Source organism: Desulfuromonas carbonis, assembly GCF_054658035.1.
Map to the genome: position 1 here is coordinate 637788 of NZ_BAAHXR010000003.1, position 22306 is coordinate 660093.

The 22306-nt window shown below is 65.4% G+C and carries 21 protein-coding genes; 12 read left to right on the forward strand and 9 right to left on the reverse strand.

Features of this window, described 5'->3' with window-relative positions; translation table 11 throughout:
• Positions 1-13 precede the first annotated feature (13 nt).
• From ACYQ8E_RS09870 to ACYQ8E_RS09880, 3 genes are read left to right on the forward strand one after another with little or no spacing between them, the layout of a single operon-like run.
• Positions 14-3370 carry an alpha-amylase family glycosyl hydrolase gene (locus ACYQ8E_RS09870; RefSeq protein ID WP_157471922.1) on the forward strand — a complete coding sequence of 1119 codons (3357 nt, stop codon included), beginning with the start codon at positions 14-16 and terminating at the stop codon, positions 3368-3370.
• A gap of 5 nt (positions 3371-3375) precedes the next feature.
• The gene (gene glgA / locus ACYQ8E_RS09875; protein ID WP_066728726.1) at positions 3376-4830 is read left to right on the forward strand and encodes a glycogen synthase GlgA; all 1455 of its coding nucleotides are present in this window, start codon (positions 3376-3378) and stop codon (positions 4828-4830) included.
• A complete protein-coding gene (locus tag ACYQ8E_RS09880) occupies positions 4823-5041 on the forward strand; it encodes a hypothetical protein (protein WP_066728728.1) in 219 nt (72 codons plus the stop codon). Before glgA ends, ACYQ8E_RS09880 begins: the two co-directional genes overlap by 8 nt.
• Before the next feature lie 18 nt (positions 5042-5059).
• On the opposite strand, the gene ACYQ8E_RS09885 is transcribed toward ACYQ8E_RS09880, so the two are convergent.
• Entirely contained in the window at positions 5060-5356 is a 297-nt protein-coding gene (locus ACYQ8E_RS09885) for an HNH endonuclease (protein WP_066728730.1), read from the reverse strand.
• Between the two features lie 157 nt (positions 5357-5513).
• On the opposite strand from ACYQ8E_RS09885, the gene trkA reads away from it, so the two are divergent.
• Entirely contained in the window at positions 5514-6872 is a 1359-nt protein-coding gene (trkA, locus tag ACYQ8E_RS09890; RefSeq protein WP_066728732.1) for a Trk system potassium transporter TrkA, read from the forward strand.
• The gene (locus tag ACYQ8E_RS09895; protein ID WP_066728734.1) at positions 6869-8311 is read left to right on the forward strand and encodes a TrkH family potassium uptake protein; all 1443 of its coding nucleotides are present in this window, start codon (positions 6869-6871) and stop codon (positions 8309-8311) included. Before trkA ends, ACYQ8E_RS09895 begins: the two co-directional genes overlap by 4 nt.
• 89 nt (positions 8312-8400) lie before the next feature.
• On the opposite strand, the gene ltrA is transcribed toward ACYQ8E_RS09895, so the two are convergent.
• From ltrA to ACYQ8E_RS09925, 6 genes are all read right to left on the reverse strand, one after another.
• Entirely contained in the window at positions 8401-9804 is a 1404-nt protein-coding gene (gene ltrA, locus ACYQ8E_RS09900) for a group II intron reverse transcriptase/maturase (protein ID WP_459860861.1), read from the reverse strand.
• A gap of 1036 nt (positions 9805-10840) precedes the next feature.
• Entirely contained in the window at positions 10841-13510 is a 2670-nt protein-coding gene (locus ACYQ8E_RS09905; protein WP_459860862.1) for an AfsR/SARP family transcriptional regulator, read from the reverse strand.
• 54 nt (positions 13511-13564) lie between these two features.
• Positions 13565-14368, reverse strand: a complete 804-nt coding sequence (gene pgeF / locus ACYQ8E_RS09910) for a peptidoglycan editing factor PgeF (protein ID WP_066728740.1) — start codon at positions 14366-14368, stop codon at positions 13565-13567.
• Positions 14369-14383: 15 nt separating this feature from the next.
• Positions 14384-15379, reverse strand: coding sequence for an RluA family pseudouridine synthase (locus ACYQ8E_RS09915; RefSeq protein WP_066728742.1), 996 nt, complete (start codon positions 15377-15379; stop codon positions 14384-14386).
• Complete coding sequence (locus tag ACYQ8E_RS09920; protein WP_066728744.1) at positions 15380-15649, reverse strand: hypothetical protein; 270 nt, start codon at positions 15647-15649, stop codon at positions 15380-15382. It abuts the gene before it with no gap.
• 114 nt (positions 15650-15763) lie between these two features.
• Positions 15764-16513 (reverse strand): HAD family hydrolase, encoded by a 750-nt coding sequence (locus ACYQ8E_RS09925; protein WP_066728745.1) that lies wholly within the window; start codon positions 16511-16513, stop codon positions 15764-15766.
• A 143-nt stretch (positions 16514-16656) separates the two neighbouring features.
• Between ACYQ8E_RS09925 and ACYQ8E_RS09930 the strand changes: the two genes are divergently transcribed.
• Positions 16657-17250, forward strand: a complete 594-nt coding sequence (locus ACYQ8E_RS09930) for a helix-turn-helix domain-containing protein (protein WP_066728747.1) — start codon at positions 16657-16659, stop codon at positions 17248-17250.
• Between the two features lie 92 nt (positions 17251-17342).
• Positions 17343-18005: an isoprenoid biosynthesis glyoxalase ElbB gene (elbB, locus tag ACYQ8E_RS09935; protein WP_066728749.1), complete on the forward strand. Its 663-nt coding sequence runs from the start codon at positions 17343-17345 to the stop codon at positions 18003-18005.
• A gap of 89 nt (positions 18006-18094) precedes the next feature.
• On the opposite strand, the gene ACYQ8E_RS09940 is transcribed toward elbB, so the two are convergent.
• Positions 18095-18421, reverse strand: a complete 327-nt coding sequence (locus ACYQ8E_RS09940) for an AzlD domain-containing protein (protein WP_066728751.1) — start codon at positions 18419-18421, stop codon at positions 18095-18097.
• Entirely contained in the window at positions 18418-19113 is a 696-nt protein-coding gene (locus ACYQ8E_RS09945; RefSeq protein ID WP_231875347.1) for an AzlC family ABC transporter permease, read from the reverse strand. The genes ACYQ8E_RS09940 and ACYQ8E_RS09945 overlap by 4 nt, the downstream gene beginning before the upstream one ends.
• Positions 19114-19380: 267 nt before the next feature.
• On the opposite strand from ACYQ8E_RS09945, the gene rd reads away from it, so the two are divergent.
• The 5 genes from rd to trxB are packed head-to-tail and all read left to right on the forward strand — an operon-like array spanning position 19381 to position 22299.
• Positions 19381-19539, forward strand: a complete 159-nt coding sequence (rd, locus tag ACYQ8E_RS09950; RefSeq protein WP_066728754.1) for a rubredoxin — start codon at positions 19381-19383, stop codon at positions 19537-19539.
• A gap of 34 nt (positions 19540-19573) precedes the next feature.
• On the forward strand, positions 19574-19762 hold the full coding sequence (locus ACYQ8E_RS09955) for a ferredoxin (RefSeq protein ID WP_066728761.1): 189 nt from the start codon (positions 19574-19576) through the stop codon (positions 19760-19762).
• Between the two features lie 5 nt (positions 19763-19767).
• On the forward strand, positions 19768-20448 hold the full coding sequence (gene lipB / locus ACYQ8E_RS09960) for a lipoyl(octanoyl) transferase LipB (RefSeq protein ID WP_066729879.1): 681 nt from the start codon (positions 19768-19770) through the stop codon (positions 20446-20448).
• Complete coding sequence (gene lipA, locus ACYQ8E_RS09965; RefSeq protein WP_066728763.1) at positions 20441-21307, forward strand: lipoyl synthase; 867 nt, start codon at positions 20441-20443, stop codon at positions 21305-21307. The genes lipB and lipA overlap by 8 nt, the downstream gene beginning before the upstream one ends.
• Entirely contained in the window at positions 21307-22299 is a 993-nt protein-coding gene (gene trxB, locus ACYQ8E_RS09970) for a thioredoxin-disulfide reductase (RefSeq protein WP_066728765.1), read from the forward strand. The genes lipA and trxB overlap by 1 nt, the downstream gene beginning before the upstream one ends.
• Positions 22300-22306 lie beyond the last annotated feature (7 nt).

Here is a 22306-nt window from a genome sequence, read left to right on the forward strand (position 1 = left end):
TTTGAACTCATCCATGACCGCTCTCCCCCCCGGCTATCGTTACTTCCCTCTCGGTATCCCGCTCACCGCCCGGGCGCTGCAAGAACTCGCCTTGCCCCGGGAACTGCGGGTACCGCCACCGGCGCGACGCCTCTATGCCTTGCGTGAGGTGGCAAACCGTTTCGATTCCCGCCAGGCGTCGGTGAGTGGCAGCGCCGCCCAGCTCAACCTGCTGGCCCTCCTCTGCAGCGCCCAGCGCCTGATCACCCGGCGCTATCTGGAGCGCAACAGCGCCCGCCTCGACGGCCAGGGGCTGCGCAGCAAGGGGAAGAGCATGCCGCTGGCAGACTGGCCGCAGGTAATGGCCCGCTTCGGCGAGCTCTTTCCTCCCCCCTGGGAGCCGGCAGCGCCACCTGACGACCTCCCCGACCTGGTCGCGACGGAATTGCTGGTTCTTGCTGTTCAATCGGAAAACCGCGCCGCCGCCCCCTATCGCCCCCTTTTCGATCCGGCCCCCCTCGACGCCGTCTGTCCCTGGCGCAGCCTGGTCAGCGAGCTCGACCAGCGCCTGGCCCCCAAGCGGCAATCTGGCCGCCTCGGCGGCTCCCTCCTCGCCCTGTTGCGCGAGCCCCTGGCAGCAGCCCCCGACTCCCTGGCCGGCCAGCTCGGCTACATACGCGCGGCCTGGGGCGAACTGCTGCCGGAAGAATTTCTCGCCGGACTGGAAATCGCCTTCGCCGTCCTCGCCGAGGAGGAACGTGACCGCGGTGACGGCGGCCCCGGCCCCCTCGTCGCCCCGGGCTTTTCGCCGGCAGCCGGAGCGGAGCCGGAGCCGGAAGCCTTCTCCCGCGACGCCGACTGGATGAGCAGCACGGTGCTGGTGGCCAAGTCGGTCTATGTCTGGCTCGACCAGCTCTCGCGCACCTACCAACGGGAGGTCGTCCGACTCGACCAGATTCCCGGCGAGGAACTCGATCGCCTCGCGCGCTGGGGCTTCTCGGCTCTCTGGCTGATCGGTCTCTGGCGCCGTTCGGACGCTTCGCGCATCATCAAGCAGCGCATGGGCAACCCCGAGGCGGTCGCCTCGGCCTACTCCCTCGACGATTACCAGGTCGCCGACGACCTCGGCGGCGACGCAGCCCTCGCCACCCTCGAAGCGGAATGCCGGCGGCGCGGGATCCGCCTCGCCTGCGATGTCGTCCCCAATCATACCGGCATCGATTCGCGCTGGGTCCGGGAGCATCCCGACTGGTATATCCAGCTCGACCACCCCCCCTACCCGGGTTACTCCTTTTCCGGTCCCGACCTCTCCTCCACCGGCGAGATCGAGCTGCGCATCGAAGACGGCTACTGGGACCACAGCGACGCCGCCGTCGTCTTCCAGCGCCGGGACCGGCGCAACGGCGAGGTCCGCTACCTCTACCACGGCAACGACGGCACCCACATGCCATGGAACGATACCGCCCAGCTCAACTTCCTGCTGCCGCAGGTGCGCGAGGCGATGATTGCCACCATCATCCGGGTCGCACGTCGCTTTCGCATCATCCGTTTCGATGCCGCCATGACCCTGGCCAAGCGTCACTTCCAGCGCCTCTGGTTCCCCCTTCCCGGCGGCGGCGCCGGCGTCCCGAGCCGGGCGGAGCACGCCATGAGCCGGGAGGCCTTCGAGAGTCTTTTCCCGCTGGAGTTCTGGCGCGAGGTGGTCGACCGGGTCGCCGCCGAGGTTCCCGACACCCTCCTCCTTGCCGAAGCCTTCTGGCTGATGGAAGGCTACTTCGTGCGCACCCTCGGCATGCACCGGGTCTACAACAGCGCTTTCATGCACATGCTGAAACAGGAGGAGAACGCCAAGTACCGCGGGGTATTGAAGAATATCCTCGAGTTCAATCCCGAGATCCTCAAGCGCTTCGTCAACTTCATGAACAATCCGGACGAGGCGACGGCGGTGGAGCAGTTTGGCAAGGGGGACAAGTATTTTGGCGTCGCGGTGCTCCTCGCCACCCTCCCCGGCCTGCCGATGTTCGGCCATGGCCAGATCGAGGGACTGCGTGAGAAGTACGGCATGGAATACCGCCGCGCCTACCTCGACGAAGCGCCGGATGCCGGCTTTATCGCCCACCACGAAGCCCAGATCTGCCCGCTGCTGCAACGGCGCTGGCTTTTCAGTGAGGCGGCGGCCTTCGAGCTCTACGATTTCGAGAGCGGAGGAAACGTCAACGAGGATGTCTTCGCCTACAGCAACGCCTGTGGCGGCGAGCACACCCTGGTCGTCTACCACAACCGCAGCAGCGAAACCGCCGGCCGGCTGCGCCGCGCCGTTGCCAAGGCGTTTCCCGGCAGTGGCGAGCCGAACCTGCGCCAAACCTCCCTCGCCGCGGCCCTCGGGGTCGGCCCGGAGGGGGAGCCGCTCTGGCGCTGGCGCGAAGAACGAACGGGCAGCGAGTTCCTGCTCGGGGCGGAGGAGCTGCGCAATAACGGCCTCTTCCTGCAATTGGGAGCCTACGATTATCGGGTCTTTACCGGCCTGCGCCCGCAACCGGACCCGGAGGGTCACTGGCGGGAACTGGCCGGGCACCTTGCCGGCCGCGGGGTGGCCGACCTCGACCGCGAGCTGGGCCGTTGGCGTGCCCGGGAGGTCACCGCCCAGCTACGCCGGCTGCTCGCCACGGAGACCCCGTGGCCGCTCGCGGCTGGCGCCGGAACGCGTAAAAAGACCCAAAAAGAAGCCGCGGACGAAGGTCTCCGGCAGCGGCTGGACGAAGTCTTTCTGGCCTTTGCCCGGGCGACGGGACTGGCTGAAGAGAGCAGCGCCCGGACCGCGGCCCTCCTCGCAGACCTGGCAGCTCTCCAGCACGGCTGCGGCCTCCCCGGCCGCTCTGCCGCGGTGCGCGCCGCCCTGGCCCAGCTGCGGGCACTCTGCTTTCCGGACCAGCTCCCCGCCGCCGTGCTGGTGGTCCTGCTCTGCCTCGAAGGGATCGCCGCTGACGGGCCCGACCGATCGCGGGCGGCGGAACTCCTTCTCGATGAGGCCTTCCCGGAAGGAACGATACCGGCGCCGGCAACCCTGGTCCGGCTGCTGTTGCGGCACCACGACAGCTGGACCGCAGCGGCAACTGACCTCACGGAACTCTTCGCCGCTGCCGAGGTTGGCCGCTATCTGCTGGTCCACCAGGCGGACGGAGTGGTCTGGTTCAACCGGGAACGGGCCATTGCCTGGCTCGACGGGCTGACCCTGGTTGGCGCCCTTGCCCTCTGCCGCGACGAAACCCTCTCATCCGCAGCCCTGGGCCGCCAGCTGGCGGCCTTGACCGATCGCCGCACCCTTCTGCTGCAGCAGGCGGAGAGCGCCGGTTATCGCCTCGACCGTTTCCTGATGACGCCTCCGGAGTGACAGTCATGAGAATCCTGCTGGTCACCCCGGAGGTCGCCCCGCTCGCCAAAACGGGCGGTCTCGCCGACGTCGCCGGCTCCTTCCCCCGCGAACTGCGCCGCCGCGGTCATGACGTCCGCATTATTCTCCCCTATTACCGCGTCACCCGGGAGCAGCGCATCCCCCTGGCAGCAGCGAGCTGGCCGGTGACGGCGGTGGTCGGCGGTCAGCTCCGCCACGGCCTGGTGCGGGAGACCCTGATCAATGATGTCCCCGTCTACCTGATCGAACACGAGGACTATTTCGACCGCCCCCAGCTCTATGGCACCACCGATGGCGACTACCCGGACAACGCCGAGCGTTTCGGTTTCTTTTGCCGCGCAGTCCTCGATTTCATCCGCCATGGGCCGTTTCGTCCCGAGGTGCTGCACCTCAACGACTGGCAGACCGGCCTGATTCCGGTGCTGCTGCGCCACGAACTCGCCACCGATCCCTTCTATGCCGGGATCGGAACCCTGCTGACCATTCACAATCTTGGCTACCAGGGCCTCTTCCCGCGTCGGGAGCTCGCCACCCTCGGCCTGCCGGAACATCTCTTCGGTCTCGACGGGGTCGAATTCTACGGCCAGGTCTCTCTTCTCAAGGGGGGGCTGCTCTGCGCCGACATCCTGACGACGGTCTCGCCGACCTACTGCCGGGAGATCCAGAAGGCGGAACAGGGGCACGGTTTTGATGGCATCCTGCGGCAGCGGCGCCGGGACCTCTACGGCATCCTTAATGGCCTCGACCCGGAACAATGGGATCCCCTGAACGATCCGGTGCTGCCGGCCGGGTACAGTGCCGACGACCTGCGCGGCAAAGCGCGCTGCAAGCGACTGTTGCAGCAGGAATTAGGTCTGGAGGTCGATGCGAAGCAACCGCTGGTCGCGATTGTCAGCCGCCTCGACCCGCAGAAAGGACTCGACCTGGTCGAGGCGGCCTGGGACAAGCTCCTCGCCCGCAACCTGCAGTTGGTGCTGCTCGGCAGCGGCGAACGGGGGCTGATGGAACGCTTTGCCGCCCGGGACGCTGCCAGTGCCGGCCAGGCCGCGGTTCGCCTCCAATTCGACGACGCCCTGGCACGCCGGATCTATGGCGGCTCCGACCTGTTCCTGATGCCGAGCCGCTACGAGCCCTGCGGTCTCGGCCAGCTGATCGCCCTGCGCTATGGCAGCGTGCCGCTGGTGCGCCGCACCGGCGGGCTGGCCGATACGGTCACCGACATCGACCGCGACCCGCGCCACGGTAACGGCTTCAGCTTCGGCAAGCTGAGCGAGGTCGCCCTGCTCGCGGCCCTCGACCGCGCCCTGCAACGCTTTCAGGGGCGCCGTGACTGGCTGCGGCTCGTCCGCCAGGGGATGCGCGCCGACCTCAGCTGGCGCCCGGCGGCGCAACGCTATCTGGAACTCTACAACAAGGCCAAGGAGCGACGTGGTGGATAAAGCGGAGGTTCCTGCACACGAGCAGGACGGGGAACCGGGGGATGAGGGGAGCGGGACCAGCCGATTTCCCGAACTCGATGAGCTGCAACGCGACATCGAACGGCGGATAAGGGACAACCAGCGTTTCCTGGATCGCTTCCTGGAGGATGATTTCCAGGATGAGGAGGGGGACGCGGAAGAGCCTGGCGACGACGCGGAGGAAGAACTCTAGGCCGAAGCGCAAAGGCATTCAATCCCGGGCGAGTTTGTCCAGGTATTCCTGCCACTCCACCGGCAGCAGGTGCTGTTTTTTGCTGTTGCATTCCTTGCAGGCCGGCACACAGTTGCCACGGGTGCTGCGCCCACCGCGAACCAGGGGGACGACATGATCGAGAGTCAGCTCCCGGGGCGCCACCTGCCGCCCGCAGTAGTGGCAACACCCGGTAGCGATCCGGTTTTTCCACCACTGACTGTTGCGCAGCTCACGGGCCTTGGCGCGCTCACGGCGCAACACCTCTTCGTCCACTCCATCACCCCAGCCTTCCATCTCCGACTCCTTTCACGCTCCGCCACGATTCTAACCGGGTGCCGGGAGCAGGGCAAGCCCGAGTTAGGCCCCTTGCACATCCCGGCAATCTATGCGATGAATGGGGCCAATTTCCATTTTCCACTACCAGCCGCGGGCTGAACAACGGATCCTCCGCATGAAGGTTCTCATCGTCGGCGCCGGCCAGGTCGGCTACTTTCTCTGCGAACGCCTTTCCCTCGAAGGGCATGAAGTCACCCTCATCGATCGGGAGATTGAGCACCTTTCCCGCGCCCGGGACCGCCTCAACGTTCTCGGCATCCAGGGGAACGGCGCCAGTGCCGAAACCCTGGAACAGGCCGCCATCAAGGACGCCGAAATCTTCATCGCCGTCACCGACCTCGACGAGGTGAACATCCTTGCCTGCCTGCTGGCGCGCGAATACTCGGTCAAGACCCGCATCGCCCGCGTTAAAAGCATTGAATACACCAGCCAGGGCGCGATCCTCTCCAAGGAGAAGCTCGGTATCGACCTGCTGATCAATCCCGACGATGCCGTCGCCGACGAAATCGTCAAGATCGCATGCCGTTCCGGGGCCTTCGATGTTGCCGAATTTGTCGAGGGACAAATCCAGTTCCTCGGCTACCGTATCGGCCCCGATAGCCCGCTGGTCGACCTGACACTGCGGGAGCTGGGTGAAATTCGCGGCATGTACCGCTTTGTCGTCACCGCCATCAGCCGCGGCACTGCAACCATCATCCCGCGCGGCGATGATGTCATTCAGGCCGGAGACAGCATCTTTATCGTGGCCCACCAGACCGATTTGCCGGCCATCCAATACATGCTGCAACTGGAAGACGCCCCGAAACAGCGGTCACGACGCGCCTTCGTCCTCGGCGGAGGGCGCATCGGGCTGCGCATCGCCAGCCAGCTCGAAAAGCTGCGTTTTGATGTGCGCCTGGTGGAACGGGACGAAAAGCGCTGCGAGACCCTCTCCGCCAAACTGCGCCGCAGCCTGATCATCCATTCCGAGGGGACCGACATCCGTACCCTCGTCGACGAGGGGATCGAAGGGGCCGACGTCTTTATCGCCGTCACTGAAAGCGACGAGAGCAACATTCTTTGCTCCCTCCTCGCCCGCCAGCACGGCGCCCGCCGCACTCTGACCCTGGTCAACAGCCCGGAGATGCTCGGTCTCGCCCCCACGCTCGGCATCGATGCCTGCGTCTCGCCGCGCCTTGCCGCAGCGGGGGCCATCCTCAAATACGTCCGGCGCGGCGATATCATTTCCCTTGCCACCATCGAAGGGAGCAATGCCGAAGCCCTTGAACTGCAGGTGAAGGCCGGCAGCGGTGTCATCGGCATCCCCCTCAAGGATCTCCAGTTCCCCCCCGGAGCGATTCTCGGCGCCATTGTCCACGATGCCAGCTACGAAATCCCCACCGGCGAAACCCTGCTGCGAAGCGGTGACCGCATTGTCGTCTTCGCCCTTTCCGGGTCGGTCGCCAAGGTCGAGAAGTTCTTCGCCGCGCCATGAACATCCTGCTGACCCTGCGTATTCTCGGCGCTCTGCTCCTCTTTCTCGCCGCCGCCCTTTTGGTGCCGATTCCCTTCGGCCTCTTTTTTGCCGACGGCGCCGCCGGGGCGTTCCTGCTCTCCGCGGCAATCGCCGGCGCGGTCGGAGCGCTGCTCCTCAAATTCTGCCGCAGCGACCGCGAGCTGTCGGTGCGTGAAGGGTTCGCCGTTGTCACCTTCGGCTGGCTCTGTTACGCCTTTTTCGGCGCTCTCCCGTTCCTTTTCAGCGGCGCCATCCCCAACCCCCTCGATGCCTGCTTCGAGACTATGAGCGGCTTCACCACGACCGGCGCAACGATCCTGCCGGTGATCGAGACCCTGCCGCAGAGCGTGCTTCTTTGGCGAGCGCTGACGCACTGGCTCGGCGGCATGGGGATCATCGTCATGTCGCTGGCGATCCTGCCGATGCTCGGGGTCGGCGGCATGCAGCTCTTCAAGGCCGAAGTCCCGGGGCCGACTGCCGACCGCCTCAAGCCCCGCATCCAGGACACTGCCAAGCTCCTCTGGGGAGTCTACGTTCTGCTCACTGCCGCGGAGGCGGCGCTGCTGATGGCAGGTGGCATGAGCTTTTACGAGGCACTCTGCCACGCCTTTGCCACCCTCGCCACCGGCGGCTTTTCGACCCGCAACGCCTCGGTGGGGGCCTACGACAGCGCCTATATCGACTGGGTCATCACTTTCTTCATGTTTCTCGCCGGGGTCAACTTCTCCCTCCACTACTATGCGTTGCGCGGCCGCCTGCGCGAGTACTTCCGCAACGAAGAGTTTCTCTTCTACCTGGCCCTCACGGTGGGTGTCACCGGCCTGCTGGTGATCCTCAACCAGGGGACCAGCTACCAGTCGCTGGCCGACAACCTGCGCTTCAGCGCCTTCCAGACCACCTCGATTCTCACCACCACCGGTTTCGGCACCGCCAACTACGAGACTTGGCCGGTTCTCGCCCAGTACCTGCTGGTCTTTCTGATGTTCATCGGCGGCTGTGCCGGATCGACCGGCGGCGGCATCAAGGTCGCCCGCATCCTGCTCCTCTTCAAGCATGCCCAGGTCCAGCTTTACCGCCTGATCCACCCGCGCGCGGTGCGCCTGGTCAAGCTCGGCAATACTCCGGTCGACCGCGAGGTCATGCAGTCGATCCTCGGTTTTTTCGCTCTCTACATGGCGATTTTCGTCCTTGCCTCGTTCCTGATGGCAGCGGTCGGCATGGACCTGGTTTCGGCCGGCGCCGCGGTGATTGCCACCCTCGGCAATATCGGCCCGGGTCTCGGCAGTGTCGGCCCGATCGCCCACTACGGGCACATCGCCCCCTTCGGCAAGGCGGTCCTGATCCTCTGCATGCTCCTCGGCCGGCTCGAACTCTTTACCGTCCTCGTCCTCTTCTTCCCCTCCTTCTGGCGCAAATGAACTGCGGGAAATCCTCCCATCGGGTAGGAGGCGGGGTCGCCCCCGCCGTCCTCCCACACCACCGTGCGTACGGTTCCGTACACGGCGGTTCACAAGGCGCTCTGAAAGCGGCGGTGCTGATCGGTCAAGCGGATCAGCCCCAAGTAGCGAAAGAAGGATGTCGGATACGCTTCATTCATGTGCGAGGCCCCTGAGTTCCACCAGGGGCCTCGCCCGTTCGTGGCCGATTTCCACGCCCGGGCTTCCGGCAATCCCCGCTGCATCAACCTCTTGGCCCGGGTATAGGGGCGCTTCCACTGTCGCCATAGAATGCAGCGCAGCTTCCGCCGCAGCCATTTGTCCAGTTCTTCGAAGATGCCTTTGACCTCCGCCAGGCGGAAGTAAGAGGCCCACCCCCGTAGCTTCGGGGTGATTTCTTTGATGACCTGAGCGAGACTGCGTCCCCTCCCCCGTCGGCAGACCTTCCTGAGTCCGGCCTTGAACCGCTTCACTCTCGACTCCGCCACTTTGAGGCGGGGTTTCTTGTGAAAGGTCATGCTGTAACCCAGAAAGACCCTTTTCCAAGGACGGTCGACGGCGCTTTTGGCGACGTTGACCTTGAGTGCCAGCCGCTCCTCCAGGAACCGGGTGAGACTGGCCATGACCCTTTGGCCGCTGCGCCTGGTCTGCACGTAAATGTTGCAGTCGTCGGCGTAGCGGCAGAAGGCGTGACCGCGCCTCTCCAGTTCCTTGTCGAACGCGTCGAGCAGGATGTTCGACAGAAGAGGTGAGAGGGGACCACCCTGCGGCGTCCCTTCCACCCTCTGCGACACAAGCCCGCCTTCGAGCACTCCGGCTTGCAGGTACCGCCGGATGAGCAGCAATACCCGCTTGTCTTCGACCTTGTGGGCGACCCGCGACATGAGGATGTCGTGGTTCACCCGGTCGAAGAACTTCTCCAGGTCGATATCGACCACCCAGCGCTTGCCGTCGGCCACATGCCGACGGGCGGCTCTAACCGCCTGCCAGGCACTCCGTCCGGGACGATACCCGTAGGAGCTCTCGGAGAAGTCCGGATCGAATAGCGGCGTCAGCACCTGATGCAGCGCCTGCTGAATGAGCCGATCGCACACCGTGGGGATTCCCAGGGTGCGCACTCCCCCGTCGGGCTTCTCGATTTCCACCTTCCGCACCGGCTGGGGGCGATACGTCCCATTCAGCAACTCTTCCCTGATGGTCGGCCACTTCTCCTTGAGAAAACCGCGTAGCTCGCCCGTCGTCATCTCGTCGATGCCGGGGGCGCCCTTGTTGGCTTCCACCCGCTCTAAGGCCGCCATCATGTTCGGGCGGCTGACGACGTCTTCCATCAGCCCCCTTTCCGCTTTCGTCCAGGAAGGGTCTCTCGTTGCCGTGACGTTTGACGCACCGCTCCCATGCTCTGGCGGCTTCCGGCCGCTGCCCTCCGGGACGGCTCCCGGTATCTCGACCGGGACTTCTGCTGCTCTTGTCGTCATCGAAACGCGAGTCTCCTGAAACGACGCCTCGTGTTCGGCCCTTTGCCGGGTGGTTACTCCGGCTACTACGGCCTCTGCTGACTTCTGCCGGCCCGTCCCGACACCTTACGGTGACGGTAGCACGAGGCAGACCGACAGATCTCCCAGGGTAATGCGCGTGACCTTCCTCCCATCTACCCGCCGCATCTACAGCCCCACCCTCCCGGATGGCTATCGGGCTTTGAAGATATTGGCCTTCTCGCCCGGATGAGACTGCCTCATGCGGTTTCTGTTCGTCGGACCGGGATTTTGCCTGCGGCTTCCTTCAGATTCCACCTCGCGATGGACACCCTTGCCGTCCGGCTAGCGGTTCCCGCCATCAGGGTCCGCAGGGGACTTGCACCCCCAAGTCACTGATTCACCACCACAGTGAATCAGACAGCGCCAGTCAAGGCGCTACGCGCCATGCCTGGCGCACCAAAAAAATAGCCCCAACCGTTTCCGGTTGGGGCTCCCCCCTCCTACTGCATTGAGATCAGTAAAAAATTACATCGGGGCGACAACCCCTCCTGACTGCCGCCTCCCCCACTCACAGTTGAGCTTTGCCCGGTTTAAACGGCCTGAAGTCAGCCGTTGACCTCATCTTTTGTTCTTGATCAAGCTACCTGCGAACCCCCTTCAAAGGAGCAGCGTGAAGGGGTCCGGCACCGGTTCACCGCAGGGCATTATATCGTCTTCGATAGGGTTAAAATCTCGGTGGTAGGCTTTCCAGCGTTCGCAGAAACGGACCAGCTCACCACAGCAGTAGGTAGAGAAGAGACCCTGCCAGGCAGGGCTGCGCTTGCTCCCGTATTTGCGGAAAAACCCGCAGTCGTCGATAAACTCACATCGGACCAAACAAAACGACTCCCCTGCTGCAATAACCGTGAAGGCCGGAAAGGTCTGGCTGGAACCGTGATCCCTTGCCCTGGCAATCACTCTAGCGGCCGGTTCTGACAAAATTCTCACGCCAGCCGGGTGAACCTGAATTTTTTTAAAAATTATTTTCTGGCAGGAGTTAAGCGGGGGGAGAATTTTGCCGGAGCAGGGTCGGAAAGGTGGCCAGGATCTGGTCGATTTCTTCGCTGGAATAGGCCTCCCGACGCAGGGTCGCCGCATAGTCCTGCATCACCTGGCGCGCCTTGAGGGGGTTGTTGGTCCGCAAATGGCAACGGCAGAGCGTCCTGACCAGCTTGTCGTTGGTTCGATCGGTACGCAGCGCCTGCAGCAGAATTTCGGTGGCGGCCTCGATCTGGCCGGAATCGATCAGCAGCTCCGCCCAGTTCTGCATGCCGACCACGAAGAGGAGGTCGAGTTCCTCCCGGTAGCCGGTTGCCAGGTCACGGGCACTCGAACCAGGCATAAAAGGCCCTTTCCAGAGCGCATGAGCCCGGGCAAAGGCATTGCCGGCCTGCCAGTATTCCCGGCGCTGGACCAGGTCGAGACCAAGCCGGACCTCCCCGGCAAAGATGCGGGCATCGACACGGACATTTTCCAGGCAGAGGATCCCCTTCTGCAGTTGCAGGCAATCCCGGGCGGAAAAGGGAGCCAGGGCGGTATCGAGGGTCTTGCGCAAGCGCAACAGCAATGAATCGAAACTGGAACGGGCCTTTTCCGGTGGGCTGTCGGGCCAGAAATCGAGCTGCACCTCCTCCTGACTGAGCTTCATTTCCGGGACCGACACCAGCAGCGCCAGGAGTTCCCGCTGGGCCGGCGTCAGGGCTTCGGCGGGGATTACGGTGCGGGTACCGCGACGGATCGCAATGCCGCCGAGGGTCTGGACGTCGAGGAGCGGCACCGGCCCGTTGCCATCGGTTAGCACCAGGTCGAGGCTGGCGGCCAGGGGACGCGCCGCCCGTCGATCACGAGCCAGGGCCGGTTCCAGCAGGCGCTGGCGGATCTCCCGCGGGGTAAAACGCAGCGCCAGGCCGCCCGCGCGGCTGCTGGCGGCGAGCCAGTCGGCCAGTTCCTGCCCTATATCCTCCCCTTCCTGCAGATCGCAGAGGAGCAGAACCCCCGCGATGGCATCCGCCAGCCAATCATTGCCGAGCCCTGCCGCCGCCGCCCTGGCTGCCATCAGGTCGGCACGGAAGTCGTCGTCGTCCAATTGCAAACCGACGCCGCCGAGCAACAGTCCGCACCAGGCCAGATCAAACGGGTTTTTGCACAAGGCCAGGAGCGACCGGGCCTCGGCGAGCATGGCACCAGCCCGGGCCTGGTCGCCCTCCCGCAGAGCCAGCAGGGCGCCGAGGGAGAGGAACCGGTGCGCCCAGGGGCGCGGCGCCATCTCCGCCCAGGCCTGGCAGCTGTCCAGATCGCGCGGATTGGCGCTCCCCTGCAGAACAGCGGCAATGTCGAGCAGGCCCAGTTCGAGGCGAACCAGGGAGCGTTCCAACAGGCGCGGGTCGATCCCATGTTCCAGCTGCGGCAGCAGGCGTTGCCGGTTCAGGTCATCTCCCTGCAGCAGCAGCGCATAGAGCTGCAGCAAGCGCAGCAGCAGCCGCTCGCAACTGCTGGTCTGGGGATGCTGCAACAACGACGCGAACTCTTCCAGAAGACGCAACAGGCCACGCAGGTCACCGCGCCGCAGCAGCTGATAACCGCTGCAGAAATAGGCCAGGGCGCCGAATCCGGTCAGCCCCTGTTCCTCGCCAAGGGTCAGGGCGAGTTCCTGGTAGTGGGCCACCCTGGGGTCATCTCCACAGCGGAAGAGGCCGGCCAGGGCGAGGCACTGGGCAACGTGAATCTGGGCATAGGCGGAAAGTTGCGAAAGGTGCGCTGCGGCCAGTTCCTCGCCAGCCAGCGCGAGGGTCGCGGCACTGCCCGAGTCATCGGGGAACAAGGTCTGGACCAGAAGGATCTGGGCGGTCGCAAGAAGTTCGCCGGGGCGGTTGCCGGCGGTGGCAAAACCGGAGCGGGCGGCTTCGAGACAACCAGCCGCATCCCCCCGTCTCGATTGAAAGCGCGCCAGCGCGCCATAATAGGCCAGCCACGGACTTTGCTGGAGCAGGCTTTCGGGGATGCGGTCAAAGAGGGGGGCGATCCCCGCCAGCCGGTTCAGCGCGAAGAGGGTCATCCCTTCCTGCTCGAGAAGGGAGGCCGGATCGGGGAGCAGATCCGCGCCGGAGGAAGCAGGCGCGGGGAAGGTGGCGCCCGATTCGGCGTCCTGGAGGGAGGCTGCCAGCAACTGCAGAAAGCGGAATTCCGGGTGCGACAGGGGGACCAGCTCTTCCCCGGCCCTGACCTCGCCGCGGGTCGGATCGATGACCAGATCATGCAGACGAAGGGTGGCCGCTTCCTCCCCCTGTTCTTCGCTACGACGGCGCAGGACCGCCCGCAGCCTGGCGATCAAGACCCGGGGGCTGAAGGGCTTGACGATGTAGTCGTCCGCCCCCAGTTCCAGGCCGCGAACCATGTCCGCCTCTTCGCCACGGCCGGTCAGCATGATGACCGGCACCGCGCGACTGCGCGGCTCCGCTTTGAGGCGGCGGCAGACCTCCAGCCCATCCATGGCCGGCAGCATCAGGTCGAGGAGAATCAGATCGGGAAGCTCCCGCCGAACGGCTTCCAGGCCCTCCTCGCCGCTCCCGGCAAAGCGGGCGGCAAATCCCTCCTTGGCGAGGCTGGCCCGCAGCAGCTTGCGCACACCCTCGGCATCATCGATGACCAGAATTCGCTCGCCCGCCATAAAATCTCTCGTCTCCCCCCGCCCTGGCGCCGGCAACGGAGCCGGTGCAAAGCGTCAGCGTTGTTGCAAACGGATAAAGCCGAGCTGCCGCCCGGTCTGGCCGTTGTCCCGACGATAGGAAAAAAAGAGCTCCCGGTGGCAGCAGGTACACTCCTCCACCGCCGTTATCCGCTGCCCGGCGAGGCCGGCTTCCTCCAACTGCAGCTGACAGCTGGCGCGCAGATCGAGGTGCCATTTGCCAAGCCCGATCTCCTTGGCGATCGCCTCCCAATGGCCACTGCCACTGCGAAACGCTTCCCGGACCGGGCGGTCGACCTCGTAGCGGTGGCTGCCGATGCCGGGGCCGATGGCCCCCTGCAGCTCCTCGGGGCGGCAACCAAAGAGGTTACTCATCGAGGCGACCGTGCGGCCGATAATGCCGGCGGCGGCACCGCGCCAGCCGACATGAACGGCGGCCGCCACCTGATGCTGCGGATCATAGAGGAGGACCGGAAAACAGTCGGCGACAAGAACCCCGATCATGATCCCCGGACGGTCGGTGATGATCGCGTCGCACTCGACACCGAGGAAATGGGAGAGATCGGGGTTGGGCTGGTCGATAACCAGGATATCGCTGCCATGCACCTGCTTCACGGTGAGGAGCATGTGGGGTTGCAACCCAAAGGCGCGGGCCAGGGTCGAGCGATTCCCTTCCACGCTGGAGCGCAGATCCTCGGTGTTGAGTCCCAGGTTCAGCGAATTGAAGGGCGGCCGACTGACCCCGCCGTTGCGGGTGGTAAACCCGGCCTGAACCGGATGCGCCCCGGCGGCCCAGGATGGTTGCAGGTAGTTGATCTTTCCCTGACGGGCAAGTTTCATGGTGGCAGACTCCGTTCAGTCGGGGGGCGTCGCCCCCTGGGCGGCGCTCCGGGAGATCTTTTCGAGGTAGGCCAGAATGCCGGCAAGGTCCTCCGGCAGCGGGCTTTCAAACTCCATGTAGCTGCCGGTGACCGGGTGTACGAAGCCGAGCAACCGGGCATGGAGAAACTGGCGGTGCAATTGCGTGAGCATTGTCCGCAACTGGGGGTCGGCGGTGTTGCGCAAGCGCCCCGGACGACCGTAGACCGGATCGCCGACCACCGGGAATCCCTGCTCCGAGAGATGGACCCGGATCTGGTGGGTACGCCCGGTTTCGAGCCGCAGTTCGAGCAGGGCGAGGCGCGGGCCGAAAAAACGCTCGCGAACGCGCCAGTGCGTCACGGCGCGGCGTCCGCTGCGGGTGGCGCTGCTCATCTTCTTGCGTTCGACCGGATGGCGGCCGATGGCCTGATCGATGGTACCGCTCTCCGCCTCCGGGCAGCCATGAACCAGGGCCAGATAGCGACGGTTGATGGTGTGCAGCTTGAACTGGCGGGCAAGGCTGTTGTGGGTGGCATCGTCCTTGGTGGCGACCAGCACCCCGGAGGTTTCCTTGTCGAGGCGGTGGACAATACCCGGGCGCAGGCTGCCGCCGATTCCGGCCAGATCGTGACAGTGGTGCAGCAGGGCATTGACCAGGGTACCGCCCTGGTGTCCCGGGGCCGGATGCACCACCAACCCGGCCGGCTTATCAATCACGATCAGGTGGGCGTCTTCGTAAAGGACGGTAAGCGGAATCGCTTCCGGCTGGGCCGCAAGCGGCTGGGGCTGCGGCAGGTTGACACTGAGCCGTTCACCGCCGCGTAATTTCAATCCGGCCTTGACCGGGGCGGCGGCGAGCAGGACCTGCTCATCGTCGATCAATCGTTTAAGCTGGGAGCGGGTCAGCTCGGGGAGCGCCTCGGCCAGGAAGCGGTCGAGCCGCTCCGGGGCCCGCCCCGGGGGAAACTCAAGGAGGCGATGGGCGGGCATCTACCAGATCGAGCTTTCGATCTTTCCAGCCTGGCGGATCATGACATCGACCACGGCGCGGTCGAAGAGGTGGTCGCGTTCCTTCATCTCCGGCGAGACCCGACCGTTGAAATGTTCCCGGCCTTCCTGGAGTTCTTCCGCCAGCAGATCGAAAATATTGTCGTTCTTGATGCCGTCGCGGACCTTCTCCTGGTTGTAGAGGGCGATATCCGAGACAATCGCCCGCGCCAAGCGGAAGGCGAGATCGGGATTGTCCACAAGCCTGGCCATGCATCCTCCCCTGATTGAAGGTTGGCGGTTTACAAAGAGTCCGCCGGCCGTCGGTAGCCACGGCCCTGCCACTGTCGCAACCAGTGCGCAGACTAGCGGAAAATCACGATTCTGTCAATTCATTCGACGGCTTGCGCCGAGCCGGCCCAGGAAACGGAAGAGGTCCGGGTGGCCACCGCGGAAGTCACAGGCAAAATGGCCGTTGTTGCGATCGACCAGCCAGGTATCGACCAGGAAGGTCGGCATGCCGACCTGGCGCGCGGCGAGGTCATGACTGGTGTCGTTGCCGACCATCAGGCACTCTTCCGGCGCAAGGCCGATTTCGGCGGCGACATCCCGAAAATAGTCGGGCTGCGGCTTGCAGTAGCGGCTGTTTTCGATAGTCGTCACCAGGTCAAAGGGGAATTCGGCAAGTCCGCCCCAGGCCAGCCGGGCCGCGACGACGGCCCGGGGGAAGACCGGGTTGGTGGCAATGGCCACCTTCAGCCCGCGGTCAAAGGCCCGTTGCAGGATTGTCCGAGCCAGCGGCAGTCCCCTTACCAACGGGGCCAATTCGGCAAGGCCGTCGCTCACAAAGGCCTGGAAACGGTCGAAAAAGTGCGCAGCGGCGAGCCCGGTCTGCTGCTCCAGAATGGCCAGCAGACGCTCTTCATTGTTCTTCCCCTCCCCCTCACCGGCGAGCAGGGCGTGGATCGCGGCGCGCAGCGTCCGGGCAAAGCGATCCGGCGCCACCTGGTCCGCAAAATGGCTGCCGAGCCGGCCGATATAGGCGGGGATAAATTCGCCCATGTCGACCTGCAGCAGGGTGCCGTCGAGGTCGAAGAGTACACCGCGCAGGGTGGAGAGGTGCCGGTCCGGTTCCATGATTGTTCGCCTTCCTCGGGGAGTCCGGGGAGAATAGCACAGCCGGAGGAGAAAACCCAGCCGGCGTCGCAAGGCGCGACAAAGACCTTGACTTCACCCCCCGCCGCAGGTAGTAAATTGTCAAACCCCTGCGAGGCCAGGCTATGGATAACATTCGCGAAGAAGTCAAGGAACTGCAGATCGGCCGCAAGGTCCGGCGCCTGCGCCAGGAACAGCGCCTGACGCTGCAGCAGCTCGCCGACGGGACCGGTCTTTCCAAGCCGCTGCTGTCGCAGGTCGAGAACGACCAGGTGATCCCGCCCCTCGCCACCCTGCTGCGCATCGCCAAGGCATTGCGGGTCAACCTTCACCACTTCTTCCAGGAGGAAGGGGACAGCGAAAAGTGTATCCTGGTGCGCGCCGCCGATCGCCAGCCCCAGCCCCGCCGCGGCAACAGCGACCCCGCCGCCCCCCCCTACCGTTACCACTCCCTCGCTGCCGGCAAGCGTCAGCGCAACATGGAGCCGTTCCTGGTTGAGTTTGACGCCCGCGACTGGCAGGAGGAACTGCTGGTCAGCCACCAGGGCGAAGAGTTCCTGTTTCTGCTGGAGGGCGATCTCGAACTCCATTACGGCGAGCAGGTCATGACCATGCACCCCGGCGATTCGGTCTACTACGACTCCACCGAACCCCATGGCTATGTCGCCGTCGGCAGCAAACGGCCGCGGGCGGTCGCGGTGGTCTACTCCCGGGACTGAACTGAACCGGAACCCTTGACATCCGCGGCCAATTTTCTACTCTTTTCCAGTCCCCTGCCCTGCCCCATCCCTCGAGCACGGAGGTTTTTGTCATGGCAAAAGTCGGTGTCATCCTCTCCGGCTGCGGCGTCTACGACGGCAGCGAAATTCAGGAAGCGGTCATCACCCTGCTGGCTCTCGACCGGGCCGGCGCCGAGGCGGTCTGCATGGCGCCCGACGTGGCGCAGATGCATGTCGTCAACCACCTCAGCGGCGAGGTCGCCGCCGGCGAGAGCCGCAATGTCCTGGTCGAATCAGCGCGCATCGCACGCGGCCAGATCCGCGACATCAAGACGGTGCGGGTCACCGACTTCGACGCCCTGATCCTCCCCGGCGGGTTCGGCGCCGCCAAGAATCTGTGCAATTTTGCCGTCAAGGGGGCCGAGTGTGATGTCAACCCCGAGGTCTCCCGGCTGCTGCGCGAGACGATCCAGGCGAAGAAGCCCCTCGCCGCGGTCTGCATCGCCCCGGCGCTGGTGGCGCGGGTCCTCGGCGGCGAAAAGCTCACCCCGACGGTAACGATCGGGACGGACGCCGCGACCGCCGAGGCGCTGGAGACGATGGGCGCCACCCACCAGGACTGCCCGGTTCGCGAGTTCGTCATCGACCGCAAGAACAAGATCGTCACCTCCCCCGCCTATATGCTCGCCGGCCGCATCAGCGAAGCGGCCGACGGCATCGAAAAGACGGTCAAAGAGCTCCTCGCGCTGATCTAAGCCTCCCCTTTCAGAACGATGGCGCCACAAGGGCGGCGGATCCCGGGATCCGCCGCCCTTCTTCATCAGAAAACGCCAGCGGCGCCCCGCTAACCGGCGCACCAGCCGAGGAGCCAGAAGAGCCCCATCCCGGCAACGACCGTCCCACCGAGGGAACGACTCCGCCAGGCGACATAAAAGGTCGGGACGGCAACCCAAAGCTGTGGGCGTAGCAGGTCGATGCGCCCGGCGCCGTCATCGACCAGCAGGGCCGGCGCGAGCAGGGCGGCAAGAATCGCCACCGGGATCAGCTCCAGCCATTCCACCAGCCAGCGCGGCAGAGTGCGCTGGGAGAGAAAGAGCAGCGGCAGCAGCCGCGGGAGGTAGGTCACTGCCCCCATGCCGAGCAGGAGCAGCAGGTATCCGACCGGGCTCATCGCCGAACCTCGCGGCGACGGCGCAGCAGATAGCCGGCGGTAGCGGCCGCGACGGCGGCAACGACGATGTAGGTGCCGCCGGGTACCAGCAGCTTCCATCCTACCGCGCCGGCGGCGGCGAAAAGGCCGGTCAAAAGATGAATCCGACTGCGCAGCTGCAGCACCAGCAGGGCGATGAACATCGCCGGCAAGGCATAATCGATGCCGAATGCCCCCTGCGGGATCAGGTTCCCCACCAGGGCACCGAGAAGGGTGGCCGCGATCCAACTGGAGTTGGCGGCATGATGCACCACCAGGGCCCGCCAGCGGTCCCAGGCGCCCTGCCGAAAGCGGGTCATGTTGACCGCGAAGCTTTCATCGGTGATGCCGTAGGCGAAGAGGAGCAGAAAAGGGCGGGAGACCCCGCGCAGGGGGACGGCAAGGGCCGAGCTCATCAGCAGGTGGCGGAGGTTGACGATAAAGGTCGTCAGGATGATCGCTGTGACCGAGGCGCCGCTGCCGAGCATGGCAACGGCGATGAACTGGGCACTGCCGGCAAAGACCAGGGCCGACATCAGGGCGACCGCGGCCGGGCCGAGACCGGCCTGCTGACCCAGGACGCCGAGCGCCAGGCCAATCGGGAAATAGCCGAAGCAGATCGGCCATGCCGCCGCCAGGCCGTCGTGCAAAATCGAATTTGCCTTACCGTGCAACGACGACCTCACTGCCGGCCACCGCATGCAACAGGCAACCGGGGGAAGGGGTTGAGGGAAGCTTTTACTCCCTGCCGTCCGGACCAGGGGTTCCCGGGCGCAGGGGTCGGAAGTCGGGCCGGAAGGATACCTTTATATCGCATCTCCCGCGGAACTTGAATGATGAATTGTCGGGTCGCCCCCACCGCAGCGCTTGCCAGCGCTGGCAGATCGACTACAATAGAGGCCTCTGAAATCAACCACCAACCCCCATGCACGGAGGCCCCGATGGACAAGTACCGCTGCCTGATCTGTGACTATATCTATGACCCCGCCGAAGGCGACCCGGCCAACGGGGTCGCCCCCGGAACCGCCTTTGAAGATATCCCCGACGACTGGGTCTGCCCCCTGTGTGGAGCCGACAAGAGCAACTTCGAAAAGGTCTGAAGGCCCAGCGTTTTCGCTGTCAAGAGGAGCCCCCATGGCCCGCACCTCCTATGTCGACCAGGAAGTCTGTATCAGCTGCGCCCTCTGCATTGACACCCTCCCCGGCGTCTTTCGCATGAATGAGGCAGACCTCGCCGAGGTCTACAATCCGACCGGCGCCAGCGAGGATGAGATTCAGGAGGTCATGGACGCCTGTCCGGTCGCCTGCATCCATTGGCGTTAGGCCGCATGGCTCGCCCCGCCGCCGTCCCGAGCACTGCCAGCTTTCGCACCTTGCGCCCGGGACGCCTGTCCTATCAGGATGGGCTCAGGTTGCAGGAGGAACTGGTCGCCGCCCGTTGCCGGGGCGGGGAAGACCTGCTGATTCTTCTCGAACATGACCCGGTGATCACCTTGGGACGAGGAAGCGACGGTGACCATCTCCTGCTACCGGTCGCCGAACTTGTCCGTCGCGGCGTGACCGTAGCCGCCAGCAACCGCGGTGGAGACGTCACCTGGCATGGCCCGGGCCAGCTCGTCGGCTACCCGATCGTCGACCTGAATCGCCGCGGTCGCGACCTGCACCGCTACCTGTGTGAACTGGAAGAAGTGCTGATCGTCACCCTCGCGCGCTTCGGCGTCCCCGGCGAACGGCTGCCGGGCAAGACCGGGGTCTGGGTCGGCGGCGCCAAGATCGCCTCGATCGGCATCGCGGTGCGGCGCTGGATTGCCTGGCACGGCTTCGCTCTCAACCTCAGCGCCGACCTCACCGGTTTCGACCTCATCGTCCCCTGCGGCCTGCATGGAGTGCGGATGACCTCCCTGGCCGGGGAGCTCGGTCGGCCGCCAGAATGGGCGGCGGTGGAGGAGGCCCTGATCACCGCCTTTGCCAACATCCTGCAAATCGATTACGCTGGAGACCATGAATAAGCGACCCCTGCGCAAACCCGACTGGCTCAAGGTCCGCTTCCCCGGCGGCGCCAACTATGCACGCATCGATCGCTACCATCGCGAGCAGGGGCTGCACAGCGTCTGCCGCAGCGCCGCCTGCCCCAACCAGGGGGAGTGCTGGAGCCAGGGGACGGCAACCTTCATGATCCTCGGCGAACGCTGCACCCGCGACTGCGCCTTCTGCAACGTCAGCGCCGGCACGCCGCTCCCCCCCGACCCCGCCGAAGCGTCCAAAGTCGCCACGGCGGTGGCCGAGCTCGGCCTGCGCCACGCGGTGATCACCTCGGTGACCCGCGACGACCTCGCCGATGGTGGCGCCGCCGCTTTTGCGGCGGTGACGACGGCGATTCGCGCGGCAGCCCCAGGCTGCCGCATCGAACTGCTGATCCCCGATCTGGCCGGCGACGAGACCGCCCTGGCAACCCTTCTCGCTGCCGCACCCGACCTGCTCGGCCACAATCTCGAGACGGTCCCCCGGCTCTACCCGGCGGCGCGTCAGGGGGCCGATTACCGGCGCTCCCTGGGTCTGCTGGCCGCGGCCCGCCGGCTGGCGCCGGAAATCCCGACCAAGTCGGGACTGATGCTCGGCCTGGGGGAGACCCGCCCGGAGCTGCTGGCGGTGGCCAGGGACCTGCGTAGCGCCGGCTGCGCCTACCTCACCCTCGGCCAGTACCTGGCGCCGACCCGCCAGCATCACCCGGTGCTACGCTACGTCGCGCCGGAAGAATTCGCCGAGCTGCGCGCGGAGCTGCTCCCCCTCGGCTTCCGCCATATCGAGGCGGGCCCGCTGGTCCGCTCCTCCTATCATGCCGACCGCCAATTCAGCGAGGCTCCTTGATGGATCACCTGACCGATGTGCACCGCTATATCATTCTCGGTTCCGGCCCGGCGGGGCTCACCGCCGCCCTCTACGCGGCGCGCAGCAACTGCTGTCCGCTCCTCATCCAGGGCGCCCAACCGGGGGGACAGTTAACCACGACGACGACGGTCGACAACTACCCGGGATTTCCCGAGGGGGTCGACGGCAACGAGCTGATGCAGCGCATGGAGCAGCAGGTGCGCCGCTTCACCGGCAACCTGCTGACAGCGACGGTAACCCGCGTCGAACTCGATGCTTCGCCGTTCCGGGTCTGGGTGGGGGAGGACTGTTACCGCGGAAAAACGCTGATCATCTCGACCGGTGCCTCCCCCAAAATGCTCGGCCTGGAGAACGAGTGGTCGCTGATGGGGCGGGGGGTTTCGGTCTGCGCCACCTGCGATGCCTTCTTCTACCGGGACAAGGAGGTTGTGGTGGTCGGCGGCGGCGACACCGCCCTGGAAGAGGCCTCCTTTCTGAGCCGCTTTGCCCGCAAGGTAACGGTCGTTCATCGCCGCGGCAGCCTGCGCGCGACGCCGCTGCTGCAGCAGCGGGCGATGGAAAACGACAAGATTCACTGGCGCTGGGATACCGTTGTCAGCGGCATTCTCGGCGACCAGCAGAGCGGGGTTACCGGCGCCCGCTTGCGGCATGTCGGCACCGGCGAGGAGTACGTCCTCCCCTGCGACGGGATCTTCATCGCCATCGGCCACACGCCGAATACCGAGCTCTTCCGCGATCAGCTCGAACTGGATGCCCAGGGCTACATCATCACCCGCAACTTCACCGCCACCAGCGTCCCGGGGGTCTTCGCCGCCGGCGATGTCCAGGACCCCCACTTCCGCCAGGCGATCACCGCGGCCGGCAGTGGCGCCATGGCGGCAATCCAGGCCGAACGCTACCTCGAATGTCTCGCCGACCAGGGGGAAGGCAAGGCCTGCTCCCTCGAATTCGGACCGCGCCCGCCCGCCTGACGGCAAG